Consider the following 18,971-nt stretch of genomic DNA (forward strand, 5'->3'; position numbering starts at 1 on the left):
AAAGGAAACAGTATGACAGAAGCGATTTTACAGGTTTCAGACCTGTCCGTTTACTACAATCAAAAGAAGGCCTTGAATAGTGTTTCCCTATCTTTCCAACCTAAGGAAATTACAGCCTTGATTGGTCCATCTGGATCAGGGAAGTCAACCCTCCTAAAGGCTATCAACCGCATGGGGGATCTCAATCCAGAGGTAACCACAACTGGTTCAGTGGTATACAACGGTCACAATATCTACAGTCCACGTACAGATACAGTTGAGTTGCGGAAGGAAATCGGCATGGTTTTCCAACAACCAAACCCCTTCCCTATGTCTATCTACGAAAATGTTGTTTACGGGCTTCGTATCAATGGAGTGAAGGATAAGCAGGTTCTGGATGAAGCGGTAGAAAAAGCCCTACAACGAGCTTCTATCTGGGACGAGGTCAAGGATCGCCTGCATGATTCAGCTATCGGGCTTTCAGGTGGACAACAACAACGTGTTTGTGTTGCCCGTGTCTTGGCAACCAGTCCTAAAATCATTCTCTTGGATGAACCAACTTCAGCCTTGGACCCTATCTCTGCTGGGAAGATTGAGGAAACCTTGTATGGCTTAAAAGATAAATACACCATGCTCTTGGTTACGCGTTCCATGCAACAAGCCTCTCGTATTTCTGACAAGACAGGATTTTTCCTAGATGGAGATTTGATTGAGTTTAACGATACCAAGAAGATGTTCCTAAACCCACAACACAAGGAAACAGAAGATTATATTTCAGGAAAATTTGGATAAGGAGATAAATGATGTTACGTTCTCAATTTGAAGAAGATTTAGAGAAATTGCACAACCAGTTCTACGCTATGGGACAAGAAGTGCTATCCCAAATCAATCGTACAGTGCGTGCCTTTGTTACGCATGACCGTGATTTGGCCAAGGAAGTCATCGAAGACGATGCAGAAGTAAACGAATACGAAGTGAAATTGGAAAAGAAATCATTTGAAATGATTGCTCTTCAACAACCCGTTTCTCAGGACTTGCGTACTGTTTTGACAGTCTTGAAGGCTGTATCTGACTTGGAACGTATGGGGGACCATGCCGTTTCCATTGCCAAGGCGGCAATTCGTATGAAAGGAGAGCAACGCATCCCAGCTGTTGAAGAAGAAATCAAGAGAATGGGTCGCGATGTCAAGAACTTCGTCGAAGCAGCCCTTGAACTCTATCTGAATGGTTCAGTGGACCATGCCTATGAAGTAGCAGCCATGGATGAAAAAATCAACCATTACTTTGATAGCATTCGTGACTTGGCTACAGAAGAAATCAAGAAAAATCCAGATGCCATCGTTACAGGCCGTGATTACTTCCAAGTAATTGCCTTCTTAGAACGTATTGGAGACTATGCTAAAAATATCTGTGAATGGGTTGTTTACTTTGAAACAGGTAAGATTGTCGAACTATAAAACAGGTTCAATCTGTATAAAAAGGAGCTTGAAATCAACAGACAGCTCCTTTTCTTGAATGAAAAAAATATTTTTAAGATAAAAATCCAAAAAACACTTGACAAGTAACTTGAATAGCGTTATAATTATACAAAATTAATAGAGAGGTTGTTTATTTATGAAATCAAAAAAATGGATATTTGTTTTATGTAGTTTTCTTGCCAGTTTCTTTTTAGTAGCTTGCAAGTCGGGTTCTAATGGTTCTCAGTCAGCTGTTGAAGCCATTAAGCAAAAGGGGAAATTAGTTGTGGCGACCAGTCCTGACTATGCACCTTTTGAATTTCAATCTTTAGTTGACGGAAAAAACCAGGTAGTCGGTGCGGATATTGATATGGCTCAAGCTATCGCTGATGAACTTGGGGTGAAGTTAGAAATTTCAAGCATGAGTTTTGACAACGTCTTGACCAGTCTTCAAACTGGTAAGGCTGATCTAGCAGTTGCAGGAATTAGCGCTACTGACGAGAGAAAAGAAGTCTTTGATTTTTCAATCCCTTACTATGAAAACAAGATTAGTTTCTTGGTTCGTAAGGCTGATGTAGAAAAATACAAGGATTTAACTAGCCTTGAAAGTGCTAATATTGCAGCCCAAAAAGGGACTGTTCCTGAATCAATGGTCAAGGAACAATTGCCAAAAGCTCAATTAACTTCCCTAACCAATATGGGGGAAGCTGTCAATGAATTACAGGCTGGAAAAGTAGATGCTGTTCATATGGATGAACCTGTTGCCCTTAGCTATGCTGCTAAAAACGCCGACTTAGCTGTCGCAACTGTCAGCTTGAAGATGAAGGACGGCGAAGCTAATGCAGTTGCCCTTAGAAAAAATAGTGCTGATTTGAAAGAAGTGGTGGACAAGGTTATCCAAAAACTCAAGGATGACGGTACCTACCAAAAATATCTTGAAAAGGCAGCAACCTTAACAGAAGTTGAAGAATAAGAAAAAGCAGAGTTGGAGATCATTCCAATTCTGCTTTTAAATAGTTTAAAACCTTTTCCAGATTGTCTAAGGACACCTTGGCAAATTGATAAGGACAGGCATCCAAGTAAGCCTCTTCAAAGAAGTCCAAGCCCAGCTGGCTGTGTTTGAGACTAGCGATTTTAGGATACTGTCTCAGGTCTAGCAGCAAACCATCGTGTAGGGGATAATGAGGAAGGGGACAAGGAGTGTTAGCTAGTCTTTCCTCGATTTGTTTTTGGTAAGCTTCCTGATTTGACAAGCGAGCTAGACGGTTTTTCTCAAACAATTGACTGTCAATATAGAGTGACAGGGCCTTTTGCATGATGAGGTTGCTGTCGTAATCTAGGATATTTTTGTAGGTTACAAAGGCTTCTTTGATAGCATTTGGAAGAATGAGTGCCGTAATCCTCAGGGCTGGAAAGAGGCTGGTTGAGAAGGACTTGATGTAAATGACCCGCTCCTCTGTATCCAGATAGTGGAAGGTCTGCCCCTTTTTAGAGTCCAAATCCCCCAGATAGTCGTCCTCTACGATATAGACACCATACTTGGAAGCTAAGTCAAGAATAGCCCGTTTGTCCTGTTCAGAATAGGAATGCCCCAGAGGATAGTGAAAACGAGGAATGGTATAGAAAAACTTGATCTTTCCTGTCTTGAAATGGACTTCCAGTTCCTCCAAGTCAATTCCATCAATGCCTCGTTCAATCGTTTGATAGTCCAGCCCCTGAGCAATCAAGAGGCGATTCATTCGATGGTAGGTCGGCTGTTCCACCAAGATTTCCTTGGCTTGGCTAGGAAAGGAAATTTGAGAGAGGATGAAAAGGGCTTGTTGGGTCCCAGAAGTCAGTACCAGTTGGTCAGCCTTGCAGTAGAGGGCTTGGTCAAAGAGGAGTTTATGAATGGATTGTCTTAAGTCTTCTAATCCTTCTTGGTTGTCATAGTAGTTGAAGAGGTAGTTCTCCCGTCCAATCAAGGTTTCATTGATACAGAGTCGGAAATCGTCATAGGCACTGGCATGTTCATCGGTAACCTCGATTTCTAGGTCTTGATGTTGTCCTTGTTCTAGAACATAATAGCCACTCTGGGGTTTGGCATAGAGGTATTGTTCGTGCCGTAATTCCAGCAGGGCTCGTTGAATGGTGTCCTTGCTACAGTGAAAGTCAAGGCTCAGTTGACGGATAGAAGGCAGGCGACTTCCCGTTGGAAAACGTCCAGACTCGATACCGTTTTTCAGATAGGAAACAACCTCTTGGTACTTGCTTAGTTTCTTCATTCCAGACCTCCCTTGATTTTGTTACATTGTACCCTTTTTTTTCTTTCTTGGCAATGTCTAGGGTGTTTCTCTCGTTCACATCTAGGGGCAAATGTGGTATACTTAGGAGTAAGATTTATAGAATAACAGACAAGAAAGTGAATGGATAAGAACGTGCAGGAACCAGTGAAATTATTTCAATACAATACTCTTGGAGCCTTGATGGCTGGCCTTTATGGTGGTACTATGACAGTAGGAGAATTGCTAGAACATGGTGACCTTGGTTTGGGAACCTTGGATTCCATTGATGGAGAATTGATTGTCTTAGATGGCAAGGCTTATCAGGCCAAAGGCTCAGGAGAGCAACCGGAAATTGTAGAAGTGTCACCAGATGCCCTTATTCCTTACGCAGCAGTAGTACCGCATCAGGCAGAAGTCATTTTCCGCCAGCGCTTTGAGATGACGGACAAGGAATTGGAAGAGCGAATTGAGTCTTATTATGATGGGGAAAATCTTTTCCGCTCTATCAAGATTCGTGGGGAATTTTCACATATGCATGTGCGCATGATTCCCAAGTCGACACCAGATACCAAGTTTGCTGATGTCGCAACCCATCAACCTGAATATAGTCGTGACAATGTGGCGGGAACCATCGTTGGTTTCTGGACGCCAGAGATTTTCCATGGGGTCAGTGTGGCAGGCTACCATCTCCACTTCATCTCAGATGACTTGACCTTCGGTGGGCATGTCATGGACTTTGTCATCAAGGAAGGCATTATCGAGGTGGGAGCTGTTGACCAGTTGGACCAACGTTTCCCAGTTCAAGACCGTCAATACTTGTTTGCTAAGTTCAATGTTGACGAGATGAAAAAAGATATTGAAAAGGCGGAATAGGAGAAGAAAATGACCATTCATATTATCATTACCATGTTGCTGTTACTGGCTTTCTTGATAGGAAGCATTTGGTATGCCAAAAAGAAATACCAGATCAATCTAGCTGTCTTGGGTTTGGGGGCTGTCGCCTTCTTTGTCTCTTCACAGATTTTGGAAAAACTGGTGCATATCTTGGTTTTGCATCCTCAAAAGGACGGCAGTATTGCCCTTTTGCAAGACCATCCGCTTGTCTATATCATCTATGGCCTAGCCATGGCAGCATTTTTTGAGGAAACTGCTCGACTTGTTTTCTTCAAATGGTTGGAGAAAAAGAGAAGTTTGGAAAAGGCAGACGCCTTGGCTTATGGACTGGGGCATGGTGGCTTGGAATTAATTTTCCTAGGCCTTACTAGTTTACTCAATCTCTACTTCGTGCTTTCGGCGGTTCAAACTCAGGATCCACAGGTCATGCAATTGCTGTCTGAAAATATGTTGAAAACTATTCAGTCTCTATCAGTCTGGCAGATTTATTTGCTTGGTTTTGAGCGAATCTTGGCCCTAGGTTTCCAATTACTCTTGACTGTTTGGGTTTACCAAGCTGTTCGCCAGAAGAAATGGATTTATCTCCTAGCAGCCTATGGCCTACATGCCTTCTTTGATCTGGCACCATCTCTAGTCCAAGTTGGCTGGTTGACAAATCCAGTCTTGGTTGAAGTTGTCTTAGCACTTGAACTTGTTCTGGTTGCCTATGGAACAAAGGCAATTTTTTGCAAAAAATCATAAAAAGGGGGAAACCTCTTTTTTGTTTAAAATAAGCCTAAGATTTTTTTAGGGTCGTCAAATGGTCTTAAAAATGGTATAATGGAATGAATTTTGTAAAAGGAAGAGTGACATGTCTGTAAGAGAAAAAATGCTTGAAATCCTAGAAGGAATTGATATCCGTTTTAAGGAACCCTTGCATAGCTATAGTTATACAAAAGTAGGTGGAGAGGCCGATTATTTGGTCTTTCCACGAAATCGTTTTGAGTTGGCGCGTGTTGTTAAATTTGCCAATCAAGAAAATATTCCTTGGATGGTTCTTGGAAATGCCAGCAACATCATCGTTCGTGATGGTGGGATTCGTGGATTTGTCATCTTGTGTGACAAGCTCAATAACGTTTCCGTTGATGGCTATACCATTGAAGCAGAAGCTGGTGCTAACTTGATTGAAACAACTCGCATTGCCCTTCGTCATAGTTTGACGGGTTTCGAGTTTGCTTGTGGCATTCCTGGAAGCGTTGGTGGTGCTGTCTTTATGAATGCGGGTGCCTATGGTGGCGAGATTGCCCACATCTTGCAGTCTTGTAAGGTCTTGACCAAGGATGGAGAAATCGAGACCCTGTCTGTCAAGGATTTGGCTTTTGGTTACCGCCATTCAGCCATTCAGGAGTCTGGTGCAGTTGTCTTGTCAGCTAAATTTGCCCTAGCCCCAGGAACCCATCAGGTTATCAAGCAGGAAATGGACCGCTTGACGCACCTACGTGAACTCAAGCAACCTTTGGAATATCCATCTTGTGGTTCGGTATTTAAGCGTCCTGTTGGGCATTTTGCAGGTCAGTTAATTTCAGAAGCTGGTTTGAAAGGCTATCGTATCGGTGGCGTAGAAGTGTCTGAAAAGCACGCAGGATTTATGATCAATGTCGCAGATGGAACGGCCAAAGACTACGAGGACTTGATTGAGTCTGTTATCGAAAAAGTCAAGGAACACTCAGGTATCACGCTTGAAAGAGAAGTCCGTATTTTAGGTGAAAGCAAGTAGGAAGCTGTAGTTGAAAAGCTGCTGCTATGTCATGGAAAGGGGGTGAAAGCCTATCGTTAGTGCAGAAGAATGTAGGCAGTTTAATCTCCTACACGAGGTAGTGGCGGCCTGACAGAGCCCTGATCTGTTAATCTATGAAAAAGAAGGAATAAATGACAATTGAAAAAACCAATTATTGAATTCAAAAACGTCTCAAAAGTTTTTGAAGACAGCAACACCAAGGTTCTCAAAGACATCAACTTTGAGTTGGAAGAAGGGAAGTTCTATACTCTTCTAGGCGCGTCTGGTTCAGGGAAATCAACTATCCTTAACATCATTGCAGGTTTACTGGATGCGACGACAGGAGATATTTTGCTGGATGGTGTCCGTATCAATGACATCCCAACCAACAAGCGAGACGTCCATACGGTCTTCCAATCCTATGCCTTGTTTCCACATATGAATGTGTTTGAAAATGTTGCCTTTCCACTTCGCTTGCGTAAAATTGACAAGAAAGAAATCGAGAAACGCGTAGCGGAAGTTCTCAAGATGGTTCAGTTGGAAGGTTACGAAAAACGTTCCATTCGTAAACTTTCTGGAGGACAACGTCAGCGTGTGGCTATTGCCCGTGCCATCATCAACCAACCTCGTGTGGTCTTGTTGGACGAGCCCCTGTCAGCGCTGGACTTGAAATTAAGAACAGACATGCAGTACGAGCTCCGTGAATTGCAACAACGATTGGGCATTACCTTTGTCTTTGTCACTCACGATCAGGAAGAAGCGCTGGCCATGAGTGACTGGATTTTCGTTATGAATGATGGCGAGATTGTCCAGTCTGGAACACCTGTGGACATCTACGATGAGCCAATCAACCACTTTGTTGCCACCTTTATCGGTGAGTCAAATATCTTGCCAGGAACCATGATTGAGGACTACTTGGTTGAGTTTAACGGCAAACGCTTTGAAGCGGTCGATGGTGGGATGAAGCCAAATGAGCCTGTCGAGGTTGTCATTCGTCCAGAGGACTTGCGTATTACCCTTCCTGAAGAAGGCAAGCTCCAAGTTAAGGTCGATACCCAGCTCTTCCGTGGGGTGCACTATGAAATTATCGCCTATGACGAACTTGGAAATGAATGGATGATCCACTCAACCCGTAAGGCCATCGTGGGTGAGGAAATCGGTCTGGATTTTGAACCAGAAGACATCCACATCATGCGTCTCAATGAAACAGAAGAAGAGTTCGATGCCCGTATCGAAGAATATGTGGAAATCGAAGAGCAAGAAGCAGGTCTGATCAATGCAATCGAGGAGGAAAGAGATGAAGAAAACAAGCTCTAAACTCTTTGTAGTGCCCTACATGCTTTGGATTGCACTCTTTGTCCTTGCGCCCTTGGTCTTGATTTTCGGTCAATCCTTTTTTAATATTGAAGGACAATTCAGTTTAGAAAACTATAAATCTTACTTTGCGTCACAAAACTTGACCTACCTAAAAATGAGTTTCAACTCTGTACTCTATGCAGGGATTGTGACCTTTGTAACCCTGCTTATCAGCTATCCGACAGCCCTCTTTTTGACTCGTCTCAAGCATCGTCAACTCTGGCTCATGCTGATTATCCTGCCTACCTGGATCAATTTGCTCCTTAAAGCCTATGCTTTTATCGGGATTTTTGGTCAGAATGGCTCTATTAACCAATTCTTGGAATTTATCGGAATTGGTTCGCAACAGTTGCTCTTTACCGATTTCTCCTTTATCTTTGTCGCTAGCTACATCGAGCTTCCCTTTATGATTTTGCCGATTTTCAATGTCTTGGATGATATGGATAACAACCTCATCAATGCCAGCTATGACCTAGGTGCGACCAAGTGGGAGACTTTCCGTCATGTCATCTTTCCTCTGTCTATGAACGGCGTGCGAAGTGGAGTTCAGTCTGTCTTTATCCCCAGCTTGAGTCTCTTCATGCTGACCCGTTTGATTGGTGGGAACCGTGTTATTACGCTGGGAACGGCTATTGAACAGAATTTCCTAACCAATGACAACTACGGTATGGGTTCAACCATCGGTGTGATTCTCATCCTGACCATGTTCATCACTATGTGGGTGACCAAGGAAAGGAGAGAACGATGAAAAAATTTGCCAACCTTTATCTGGGACTGGTCTTTCTTGTCCTCTACCTGCCTATCTTTTACCTGATTGGTTATGCCTTTAATGCAGGCAACGACATGAACAGCTTTACAGGCTTTAGCTTGAGCCATTTTAAAACTATGTTTAGTGATGGTCGTCTTATGTTGATTGTGACTCAGACATTTTTCTTGGCCTTCCTATCAGCCTTGATTGCGACTGTTATCGGGACTTTTGGTGCCATTTACATCTACCAGTCTCGTAAGAAATACCAAGAAGCCTTTCTTTCACTCAATAATATCCTCATGGTTGCGCCTGATGTTATGATTGGTGCCAGCTTCTTGATTCTCTTTACCCAACTCAAGTTTTCACTTGGCTTTTTGACTGTTCTATCTAGTCATGTGGCCTTCTCCATTCCTATCGTGGTCTTGATGGTTTTGCCTCGTCTCAAGGAAATGAACGGTGACATGATTCATGCGGCCTATGACCTTGGTGCTAGTCAATTTCAGATGTTCAAGGAAATCATGCTTCCTTATCTGACTCCGTCTATCATTGCAGGTTATTTCATGGCTTTCACCTATTCTCTAGATGATTTTGCCGTGACCTTCTTCGTAACGGGAAATGGCTTTTCAACCCTGTCAGTCGAGATTTACTCTCGTGCTCGCAAGGGGATTTCGCTAGAAATCAATGCCCTGTCTGCCCTTGTCTTTCTCTTTAGTATTATCCTAGTTGTTGGATATTACTTTATCTCACGTGAGAAGGAGGAGCAAGCATGAAAAAACTCTATTCATTTTTAGCAGGAATTGTAGCCATTATCCTGGTCTTGTGGGGAATTGCGACGCATTTAGATAGTAAAATCAATAGCCGGGATAGTCAAAAACTGGTTATCTACAACTGGGGAGACTATATCGATCCAGAACTCTTGGAGCAATTTACTGAAGAGACAGGAATCCAAGTCCAGTATGAGACTTTTGACTCCAACGAAGCCATGTATACCAAAATCAAGCAGGGTGGAACGACCTACGATATTGCCATTCCTAGTGAATACATGATTAACAAGATGAAGGACGAAGACCTCTTGGTACCGCTTGACTATTCAAAACTTGAAGGTCTTGAAAATATCGGACCAGAGTTCCTCAACCAGTCCTTTGACCCAGGCAATAAATTCTCCATCCCTTACTTCTGGGGAACCTTGGGAATTGTTTACAATGAAACCATGGTAGAGGAAGCGCCTGAGCATTGGGATGACCTCTGGAAACCAGAGTATAAGAACTCTATCATGCTCTTTGATGGGGCGCGTGAGGTACTGGGACTAGGACTCAACTCGCTAGGCTACAGCCTCAACTCCAAGGATACCCAGCAGTTGGAAGAGACAGTGGATAAGCTCTACAAGCTGACTCCAAATATCAAGGCTATTGTGGCGGATGAGATGAAGGGCTATATGATTCAGAACAACGCTGCTATCGGTGTGACCTTCTCTGGTGAAGCCAGCCAAATGTTAGAAAAAAATGAAAACCTACGCTATGTGGTACCGACAGAAGCCAGCAACCTTTGGTTCGACAATATGGTCATTCCCAAAACAGTTAAAAACCAAGACGCAGCCTATGCCTTTATTAACTTTATGTTGAAACCTGAAAATGCTCTCAAAAATGCAGAGTATGTCGGCTATTCAACACCAAACCTACCAGCTAAGGAATTACTCCCAGAGGAGAAAAAAGAAGACAAGGCCTTCTATCCAGATGCTGAAACTATGAAACACCTAGAAGTTTATGAGAAATTTGACCATAAATGGACAGGAAAATATAGCGACCTCTTCCTACAGTTTAAAATGTATCGGAAGTAGGAGTTAGATGTAATAAAACGAATCAGTCAAGCTGGTTCGTTTTTTTCCTAACTAATAAGCAGCTTTTTGATTTTGCTTGACAAATTGTTAAGAATCTAATATAATAAGATTCGTAGAAGAAAACTATCGCTTTTAGCGTAGCCAAAGAATTACTGGTCGGTCTGTTTTGGTCAGTAGTTCGTAGATAGGCTTATTTGGGTTTTATATATTTTCCGCAAGCAGATGAATAAATATATCGTAGGAAGAGGTGTAAATAGCCTCTTTATTTTTTTGAGAAAAGGTACAGTATGTTAAGAAATTTAATTCTTAGTTACAGAACGTTGATGGATACTCAATACAAATTTACTATCACTCAGACCGTCTCCAAACAGACTATAGAAAAATATATTGAGTTAAGCTTCACGGAACCAAATTTTCATCATCTTATAGGTTTGCACAAACTAAAAGGAATAGATAAAGTTAAGTGCTTCAATGGTAATGGGGCTCAGAGGATATATAACCAAATTTTGGGGAATCATATCACTTTTTATGATTTAGATAAAGATACATCTCAACATAAGGCTGCATTTTTATCTAGAGCAACTTCTCTGAATTTAATTTATACGATGCTAGAAAATATAAGTGTTAATTTAAAGGGATTGTATTATTTTGACCCAAATAAAATTGGGTCGAAGATTAAAGCAAAGTATTTATTGCATTTTCAACATAGAGATAAAGAATTTTATTTTTTGTTTGATAAATATGATAAGAAGGTTAAGAACACTGATATTTGCTATCCTGTTTCAGTTTTTAGAAGAAAAATACAGGCTGAGTTGCCAGAAGGGCGTAGTGCAAAACACTATGAAATGAACCAAACCCCCATTAAGCTATTGAAGGTTGAAAAAATACAGGGGGCTAGAATTGTTACATTATACGACAGATAGTTCATTTGGTTTAGAGAGCTATTTTGAGTATGACAGGTATATCAGATATCTGAGATGTAGGTCCGTTAGGGGCACCAGCTAACTGTGAAGCCAATAGCAATCCTAAGCATGACGCTGGAAATAAGAATCATTTCCAGTTGACGCAAGCTTAAAAAAACGATATAATAAGAAGGTTGAGAATTGATTTTCACTTGTCTTAGTCCAGAGAAATGGCGGTGCTGCGAGCCATCTAAGCTAGAAAGTCATGCTACTCAATCATACAATTGCATAAGAACAAGAGAATGACAAGTTCATTGAATGAAGGTGGTACCGCGGTTTTTCGCCCTTCGTGATATGAGCTTGTCTTTTGGTTTTTGGAGGTGTTGATGAAAACATTTCTTGTCAAACAAAAGTTTCGTCTTGGAGGCGAACGCTTCGCTATCAAGGATGACAGAGGAGAAATCACCTATCAGGTGGAGGGATCATTCTTTAAGATTCCCAAAACCTTTACCATCTATGATGCTAATGGTGAACAGGTTAGTCAGATCAGTAAAGAAATCTTGACCTTGCTTCCTCGATTTGAAATTCAGCTTCGGGATGGCTCGAGTTTTGTCATTCGCAAGAAGTTGACCTTCTGGCGAGATAAGTATGAGTTTGATAATTTGGGTCTTCGTATCGAGGGCAATATCTGGGATTTGAATTTCAAATTGCTGGATGATCGCGATCAGCTGATTGCGGAAATTAAGAAGGAACTCTTCCATCTGACCTCTACCTATACCGTAACGGTTCTTGAGGACGCTTATGCAGACCTAGTCATTTCCCTCTGTGTTGCGATTGACTATGTGGAAATGCTGGAAAGCCAATCACATTAAACAAGTAAATAAGGAGACAATATGAAACAACTATCTAGTGCACAAGTACGCCAAATGTGGCTTGATTTCTGGGCGACCAAAGGTCACTCAGTAGAACCATCAGTAAGTTTGGTTCCTGTAAATGACCCAACTCTTTTGTGGATCAACTCTGGGGTAGCAACCCTTAAGAAATATTTTGACGGGACCATTATCCCTGAAAATCCACGTATTACCAATGCCCAAAAGGCTATTCGTACTAACGATATCGAAAACGTAGGGAAGACTGCGCGTCACCATACCATGTTTGAAATGTTGGGGAACTTCTCTATCGGTGATTACTTCCGTGACGAAGCGATCACTTGGGCTTATGAGCTTTTGACAAGCCCTGAGTGGTTTGATTTCCCTGCTGAAAAACTTTACATGACCTACTATCCAGATGATAAAGATTCTTACAACCGCTGGATTGAGGTAGGAGTGGATCCAAGTCACTTGATTCCAATCGAGGATAACTTCTGGGAAATCGGTGCAGGACCTTCTGGACCAGATACAGAAATCTTCTTTGACCGTGGAGAAGCATTTGACCCAGAAAATATCGGTCTGCGTCTTCTTGCAGAAGATATCGAAAACGACCGTTATATCGAAATCTGGAACATCGTTTTGTCACAATTTAATGCGGATCCTGCTGTTCCTCGTAGCGAGTATAAGGAATTACCACACAAGAACATTGATACGGGAGCTGGTTTGGAGCGTTTGGTGGCTGTTATCCAAGGGGCTAAGACCAACTTCGAAACAGACCTCTTCATGCCAATCATTCGTGAAGTGGAGAAATTGTCTGGTAAGGTCTATGACCAAGATGGCGACAACATGAGCTTTAAGGTTATCGCTGACCACATCCGTTCCCTTTCATTTGCCATCGGTGATGGTGCCCTTCCAGGAAATGAAGGTCGTGGTTACGTCCTTCGTCGTCTTCTCCGTCGTGCTTCTATGCATGGTCAAAAATTGGGTATCAACGAGCCTTTCCTTTACAAACTCGTTCCAACCGTTGGAAAAATCATGGAAAGCTACTACCCAGAAGTGCTTGAAAAACGTGACTTTATCGAAAAAATCGTTAAGAGTGAAGAAGAATCATTTGCTCGTACCCTTCACTCAGGTCAACACTTTGCCCAAGGCATTGTGGCAGACTTGAAAGAAAAAGGTCAATCTGTCATCGCTGGTTCAGATGTCTTCAAACTTTATGACACTTATGGATTCCCAGTTGAACTGACTGAAGAAATCGCTGAAGAAGCTGGTATGACTGTGGACCGTGAAGGATTTGAAGCAGCCATGAAAGAACAGCAAGAACGCGCGCGTGCGTCAGCTGTCAAGGGTGGTTCAATGGGCATGCAAAACGAAACCCTTCAAAACATCACAGTGGAAAGTGTCTTCAACTACAATGCTAGCCAATTATCTTCTAAATTGGTGGCTATCGTGGCTGACAATGCAGAAGTAGAAGCTGTATCAGAAGGAACTGCCTCTCTGATCTTTGCAGAGACTCCATTCTACGCTGAAATGGGTGGACAAGTAGCTGACCACGGTCAAATCTTGGATGAGGCTGGTTCAGTTGTGGCTACTGTGACAAATGTTCAAAAAGCTCCGAATGGACAAGCCCTTCACACTGTTGATGTTCTTGCACCGCTTGCTTTGAACCAAGAATATACCTTGGCAATTGATACAAATCGTCGTCACCGTGTTATGAAAAACCACACTGCGACTCACTTGCTTCACGCTGCTCTTCACAACATTCTTGGAAACCATGCGACACAAGCAGGATCTCTTAACGAAGTTGAATTCCTTCGCTTTGACTTTACCCACTTCCAAGCAGTAACTGCTGAAGAATTGCGTGCGATTGAGCAGCAAGTCAACGAAAAAATCTGGGAAGCTCTTGAAGTGAAGACAGTTGAAACGGATATTGACACTGCCAAAGAAATGGGAGCTATGGCCCTCTTTGGTGAGAAATACGGCAAGGAAGTCCGTGTCGTGACTATCGGTGACTACTCTATCGAGCTTTGTGGTGGTACTCACGTTGGCAACACTTCTGAAATTGGTCTCTTCAAGATTGTCAAAGAAGAAGGGATCGGATCAGGAACTCGCCGTATCTTGGCTGTAACTGGTAAGGAAGCCTTTGAAGCCTACCGTGAACAAGAAGACGCTCTTAAAGCCGTCGCAGCAACCTTGAAAGCACCTCAAGTCAAGGAAGTGCCTCATAAAGTAGAAGGACTTCAAGAACAACTTCGTCAATTGCAAAAAGAAAATGCTGAGTTGAAGGAAAAAGCCGCAGCTGCAGCCGCAGGAGACATCTTCAAGGATGTTAAGGAAGTCAACGGTCACCGTTACATTGCTAGCCAAGTTTCTGTATCAGATGCAGGTGCTCTTCGTACCTTTGCGGACAACTGGAAACAAAAAGACTACTCTGATCTTCTTGTCCTAGTTGCCGCTATCGGTGACAAAGTCAATGTCCTTGTAGCAAGCAAGACAAAAGACCTTCATGCAGGAAACCTTGTCAAAGAATTGGCACCAATCGTCGATGGACGTGGTGGTGGTAAACCAGACATGGCCATGGCAGGAGGAAGCAACCAAGCTAAAATCCAAGAATTGTTGGATGCAGTAGCAGGTAAATTGTAATCAAGTAATACTCTCCGAAAATCTCTTCAAACAATGTCAGCTTCACCTTGCCGTACTCAAGTACAGCCTGCGGCTAGCTTCCTAGTTTGCTTTTTGATTTTCATTGAGTATAAAGATCTATCCATTTGGGTAGGTCTTTTTTGTGAATAGAAAAAAGCCAAATCCGATTGGATCTGACTTAATAATCATTGGCAATTAGATTGTATTGGCTGCCCAGACACTTACCGAAGCAGCTGAGACTGGGAATTGTCCATAACCTTCCTCATCAATTGTAACTTGACCTTGGTGGTTTCCAAGTAAATCTACAAAGGTTTGGTTAACCCATTCTTGGCCGACAAACATTGATTTGCTGTTTTCTTGGTCATTTGAAATCAAGACTGCGATTGGGGATTGATTTTCAGCACCTGAACGTACCCAACCGATACAGTTAGCGTGGTCAAAGTAGTTTGTTTGTTCTCCATAGGCCAAATCTTTTCGGATGGTTAGGAGGCGGTCAAGGACTTCTTTGAAATCTTCTTGAGCATATTGCCCTGAAATCCCATAGTAGTCGCCGTAAAAGACACATGGAAGGCCATTTTGGCGTAATAGAATGAGGGCATAGGCTGCTGGCTTGAACCATTCTTCAACGGTAGACTCAAGAGCCTGACCTCGTTGTGTATCGTGGTTATCGACAAAGGTTACAGCCTTGTCAGGCTTGAGTTCCACCAAGCTATCTGTGAAAATGCCACGAAGGTCATAGTTGGAACCTGCTCGGCTAGCATCAAAGAGATTCTGATGGAGACGAACATCGACAAGGTCAAAGCGTTCTTCCGTTTTTTCAAGATAGTCCAGATTGGCTTCCTTGTCTGGATTCCAAAATTCACCAAAAACATAGAAATCCTCACCGTATTTTTCCTTCATATCGCGGATGAAATTGCTCATGAAGAAAGAGTCAATGTGCTTAACGGCATCCAAGCGGAAACCAGCTACACCAGTCGTTTCCATGAACCAATCAGCCCAGTCATAGATATTTTGGATGACTTCAGGATGTTTAAAATCTAGGTCGGCATACATGAGGTAGTCGTAGTTACCGTTTTCGTTATCGACCAATTCCTCATTTGCCCAGCCCTTATTATCCCCTTGAATCAGATAAATCCCAGACTTACGGCGTTTGGCATCGTAGTCTGTACCTGTGAAGTGGTACCAATGCCAGTGGAAGTCATTGTAGGTATCTTGGCGACCATCGAAGGTAAAGCTAGTCCAGCCATTGATGGTGAAGGGGTCTCCAAGTTCAACCGTACGGTCTACAGGGTCCACTTCGATGACCTGAAAGGCTTCCATGTGATCGGCAGCAGCCTTATGGTTGAGAACTACATCGGCCATAGGTTGAATTCCCTGTGCTTTAAGGGCTTGAATGGCTTGAAGATAGTCTTCTTTGAAACCATACTTGGTGCGGACAGTCCCTTTTTGGTTGAACTCTCCTAAGTCAAATAAATCATAGACCCCATAACCTACATCTTTTTCATTGGTTGCCTTAAAAGCTGGTGGCATCCAGACGTGGCTAATCCCCAGATGAGCTAGGTGTGGAGCATCTTCAGCCAGATGCGTCCAGTGCTGACCGTCATGGGGCAGATACCATTCAAAGTATTGCATGAGTGTTTGATTTTGCATGATGTTTCCTCTTACTTGTGAATCTTGTTCTTTATTCTATCATAAAGTATCTCTTGGCGCAAACGTTTGCGTAAGATAGAAGGAAACTATTGTATCTACTTAAAATAAAGTATTGATTTTTTTGTATCAAAGTGCTAGTATAATAGTATGTAATATAGATAAAGATAGGAGTCATCCCATGATTGAATTTCAAAATGTTAGTAAGTTGTATGGTGATAAAGAGGCCTTGAACAATCTCAATTTGCAGATTGAAAATGGGGAGATTATGGGCTTGATTGGCCATAATGGTGCTGGGAAATCGACCACCATAAAATCCTTAGTCAGTATCATTTCGCCCAGCAGTGGTCGTATTTTGGTAGATGGTCAGGAGTTATCGGAAAATCGCTTGGCTATCAAACGAAAGATTGGCTACGTAGCAGACTCGCCTGACTTATTTTTACGCTTAACGGCCAATGAATTTTGGGAATTACTTGCCTCATCCTATGATCTGACTAGCTCTGACTTGGAGGCTAGTCTAGCTAGGCTATTGAGTGTTTTTGATTTTGCTGAAAATCGTTATCAGGTTATTGAAACCCTTTCTCATGGAATGCGTCAGAAAGTTTTTGTCATCGGAGCACTCTTGTCTGATCCCGATATTTGGGTTTTGGACGAACCCTTGACTGGTTTGGATCCCCAGGCTGCCTTTGATTTGAAGCAGATGATGAAGGAGCATGCGCAAAAAGGCAAGACAGTCTTGTTTTCAACCCATGTCCTAGAGGTAGCTGAGCAAGTCTGTAATCGGATTGCCATTTTGAAAAAGGGGCATCTGATTTATTGTGGTAGTGTAGAGGACTTGAGAAAAGACCATCCAGACCAGTCTTTGGAAAGTATCTACCTTAGCCTTGCTGGTAGAAAAGAGGAGGTTGCAGATGCGTCTCAAGGTCATTAAAAAATTAGTTGATATCAATATCCTCTATTCATCTCAAGAAGCTAATCTGGCTAACCTACGAAAGAAGCAGGCTAAGAATCCTGGGAAAAAAGTAAATGTTTCCGCTAGAGTCCTAAGTTCTTACATTTTTTCCAGTCTCTTGATGCTTTTCATGTTTATAAATATAGCCTTTCGTTTTCCTTTTGAGGAAATGCCAAGTTTTTTTAGTAGCATGGTTGCTGTTTTACTGGTGCTTGCCTTTTCAACTTCTTTCACTGCATTTTACAATGTCTTTTATGAGAGTAAGGATTTGGTATCGTATAGGCCCTATGCCTTTAAAGAATCAGAGATTATAATCGCTAAAGGTTTGTCTGTCCTCTTGCCAGCTCTAGCTGGAATTGTACCAATTCTAGCTTATTTTCTGGTTCTCTACATTAGGCTAGCTCCTTCTCTTTGGCTGGGCTTGCCTTTGATGCTGCTGTCCTTGACCTTATTATTTGTCTCTGTTACTTTAGTGATGGTAGTGGCAGTACATTTCTTGGCTCAGACTACGGTCTTCAGAAAGTATCAGTCTATTTTTGCCAATGTGATGATTGGGATAGGAGTTCTCATACCTTTAATATTTGTCCTCTTTCTACAGTCGACTTTTGGAAGTATTGTTGACAAAGTTAGAGACATTCCATTTCTCCTTTATCCTCTTCATATCTTTTACAAAATAGCAGTGGACCCTTTTTCGACTGAAGCCATACTGGGTCTGCTAGCTTGGATAGGACTAACTCTCTTCCTGCTTTATCTGACCAAAAAGAAGGTCCTTCCTCGTTTTTATGACGTTATCCTGCTTAATAGTGAGGAGAAGGTCAAAAAAGAACGTCGCAGCAAGGAGAGAATTTCAACTACTAAAAAGGGATTTTTCCGCATGGTTTTACGCTACCACCTCACCCTCTTGGGACAGGGGACTGGCGTGGTTACAGTGCTTTTTACAAGTGCTTTCCTTCCTTATCTCATGATGATCGGTCTGATTTCCAAAATCCGAGATTCTCAGATAGTTCCAGACATTCATCCTCCATACTGGTTACCCTTGTTTTTTGTAGGAGTGTTTATAGCAGTTGTCAATAACAATATCACCAGCCTGCATTCAATTGCCTTGTCCTTGGAGAGGGAAAATGTTGATTTTCTGAAGAGTTTACCCTTTGACTTTGCTCGTTATGTGAAAGTGAAATTTTGGATTATATTTGCTGTCCAGTCCTTTTTACCAGTTCTGACTTTACTTGGCCTTTCTCTATATCTAGGCTTGCCCATCCTTTCGATGATTTACCTTCTTGTGGCATGGATCCTTGCCAGTGTCATCCTTTCTTGCCACCATTACCTTAAGGACGTGAAAAATCTGTCAACCAATTGGAGTAACATTACGGACCTGGTGAACCGTTCAAATCGTATAGTCGCAATTGTTTTGATTTTTATTTATAGTGCAATCTTAATGGCCCTTGTAATAGGGAGCTTATTCTTGGTTCGGTCTCTCGCCCCTGTCCTTGCCATCAGCTTGGGAGTAGGAGTTCTTATCCTCTTGCTTGCTCTTGCTATTTTTGGCTATCATTACTACCTGTCACGCATATTGACAGAAATAGAAAAAAGATGAGATAGTTGGTCGCTTGCTTGATAAATTCAATTCGACAAACGCTTTTATAGTTTGTTAGAATGTAGTTGTAAAT

General features: G+C 42.2%; 17 protein-coding genes. 15 read left to right on the plus strand and 2 right to left on the minus strand.

Annotated features, from left to right (window positions below; all coding sequences use genetic code 11):
* Window positions 1–12 precede the first annotated feature (12 nt).
* From pstB to WKI42_RS02090, 3 genes are all read left to right on the plus strand, one after another.
* A complete protein-coding gene (pstB, locus tag WKI42_RS02080) occupies window positions 13–771 on the plus strand; it encodes a phosphate ABC transporter ATP-binding protein PstB (protein ID WP_000133484.1) in 759 nt (252 codons plus the stop codon).
* A gap of 11 nt (window positions 772–782) precedes the next feature.
* A complete protein-coding gene (gene phoU, locus WKI42_RS02085; RefSeq protein ID WP_368079301.1) occupies window positions 783–1,436 on the plus strand; it encodes a phosphate signaling complex protein PhoU in 654 nt (217 codons plus the stop codon).
* 157 nt (window positions 1,437–1,593) lie between these two features.
* Window positions 1,594–2,409 (plus strand): ABC transporter substrate-binding protein, encoded by an 816-nt coding sequence (locus tag WKI42_RS02090; protein ID WP_368081057.1) that lies wholly within the window; start codon window positions 1,594–1,596, stop codon window positions 2,407–2,409.
* Between the two features lie 19 nt (window positions 2,410–2,428).
* On the opposite strand, the gene WKI42_RS02095 is transcribed toward WKI42_RS02090, so the two are convergent.
* Complete coding sequence (locus tag WKI42_RS02095) at window positions 2,429–3,700, minus strand: PLP-dependent aminotransferase family protein (RefSeq protein ID WP_368081058.1); 1,272 nt, start codon at window positions 3,698–3,700, stop codon at window positions 2,429–2,431.
* Window positions 3,701–3,841: 141 nt separating this feature from the next.
* On the opposite strand from WKI42_RS02095, the gene budA reads away from it, so the two are divergent.
* The 10 genes from budA (at window position 3,842) to alaS (ending at window position 14,705) form a co-directional block, all read left to right on the plus strand.
* A complete protein-coding gene (budA, locus tag WKI42_RS02100) occupies window positions 3,842–4,573 on the plus strand; it encodes an acetolactate decarboxylase (RefSeq protein WP_000360311.1) in 732 nt (243 codons plus the stop codon).
* 9 nt (window positions 4,574–4,582) lie between these two features.
* Window positions 4,583–5,335 (plus strand): YhfC family intramembrane metalloprotease, encoded by a 753-nt coding sequence (locus WKI42_RS02105; RefSeq protein WP_173306721.1) that lies wholly within the window; start codon window positions 4,583–4,585, stop codon window positions 5,333–5,335.
* Between the two features lie 109 nt (window positions 5,336–5,444).
* Window positions 5,445–6,350, plus strand: coding sequence for a UDP-N-acetylmuramate dehydrogenase (gene murB / locus WKI42_RS02110; RefSeq protein WP_173306722.1), 906 nt, complete (start codon window positions 5,445–5,447; stop codon window positions 6,348–6,350).
* Between the two features lie 159 nt (window positions 6,351–6,509).
* Entirely contained in the window at window positions 6,510–7,667 is a 1,158-nt protein-coding gene (locus WKI42_RS02115; RefSeq protein WP_000742895.1) for an ABC transporter ATP-binding protein, read from the plus strand.
* Window positions 7,648–8,454, plus strand: coding sequence for an ABC transporter permease (locus WKI42_RS02120; protein WP_000753801.1), 807 nt, complete (start codon window positions 7,648–7,650; stop codon window positions 8,452–8,454). The genes WKI42_RS02115 and WKI42_RS02120 overlap by 20 nt, the downstream gene beginning before the upstream one ends.
* On the plus strand, window positions 8,451–9,224 hold the full coding sequence (locus WKI42_RS02125) for an ABC transporter permease (protein WP_368081059.1): 774 nt from the start codon (window positions 8,451–8,453) through the stop codon (window positions 9,222–9,224). The genes WKI42_RS02120 and WKI42_RS02125 overlap by 4 nt, the downstream gene beginning before the upstream one ends.
* Window positions 9,221–10,291: an ABC transporter substrate-binding protein gene (locus WKI42_RS02130; protein ID WP_112444112.1), complete on the plus strand. Its 1,071-nt coding sequence runs from the start codon at window positions 9,221–9,223 to the stop codon at window positions 10,289–10,291. The genes WKI42_RS02125 and WKI42_RS02130 overlap by 4 nt, the downstream gene beginning before the upstream one ends.
* A 287-nt stretch (window positions 10,292–10,578) precedes the next feature.
* Window positions 10,579–11,214: a PBECR4 domain-containing protein gene (locus tag WKI42_RS02135; protein WP_023942881.1), complete on the plus strand. Its 636-nt coding sequence runs from the start codon at window positions 10,579–10,581 to the stop codon at window positions 11,212–11,214.
* A 365-nt stretch (window positions 11,215–11,579) separates the two neighbouring features.
* A complete protein-coding gene (locus WKI42_RS02140) occupies window positions 11,580–12,065 on the plus strand; it encodes an LURP-one-related/scramblase family protein (RefSeq protein ID WP_023939760.1) in 486 nt (161 codons plus the stop codon).
* 21 nt (window positions 12,066–12,086) lie between these two features.
* On the plus strand, window positions 12,087–14,705 hold the full coding sequence (gene alaS / locus WKI42_RS02145; protein ID WP_368081060.1) for an alanine--tRNA ligase: 2,619 nt from the start codon (window positions 12,087–12,089) through the stop codon (window positions 14,703–14,705).
* Between the two features lie 195 nt (window positions 14,706–14,900).
* Here the strand turns inward: alaS and WKI42_RS02150 are convergent, their stop codons facing one another.
* On the minus strand, window positions 14,901–16,355 hold the full coding sequence (locus tag WKI42_RS02150; RefSeq protein ID WP_173275845.1) for an alpha-amylase: 1,455 nt from the start codon (window positions 16,353–16,355) through the stop codon (window positions 14,901–14,903).
* Window positions 16,356–16,533: 178 nt separating this feature from the next.
* Between WKI42_RS02150 and WKI42_RS02155 the strand changes: the two genes are divergently transcribed.
* Window positions 16,534–17,283, plus strand: coding sequence for an ABC transporter ATP-binding protein (locus WKI42_RS02155; RefSeq protein ID WP_368081061.1), 750 nt, complete (start codon window positions 16,534–16,536; stop codon window positions 17,281–17,283).
* Window positions 17,264–18,898, plus strand: a complete 1,635-nt coding sequence (locus WKI42_RS02160) for a hypothetical protein (RefSeq protein ID WP_368081062.1) — start codon at window positions 17,264–17,266, stop codon at window positions 18,896–18,898. Before WKI42_RS02155 ends, WKI42_RS02160 begins: the two co-directional genes overlap by 20 nt.
* Window positions 18,899–18,971 lie beyond the last annotated feature (73 nt).

Source organism: Streptococcus pseudopneumoniae, assembly GCF_038148935.1.
GTDB classification, from domain to species: Bacteria; Bacillota; Bacilli; order Lactobacillales; family Streptococcaceae; genus Streptococcus; species Streptococcus pseudopneumoniae_U.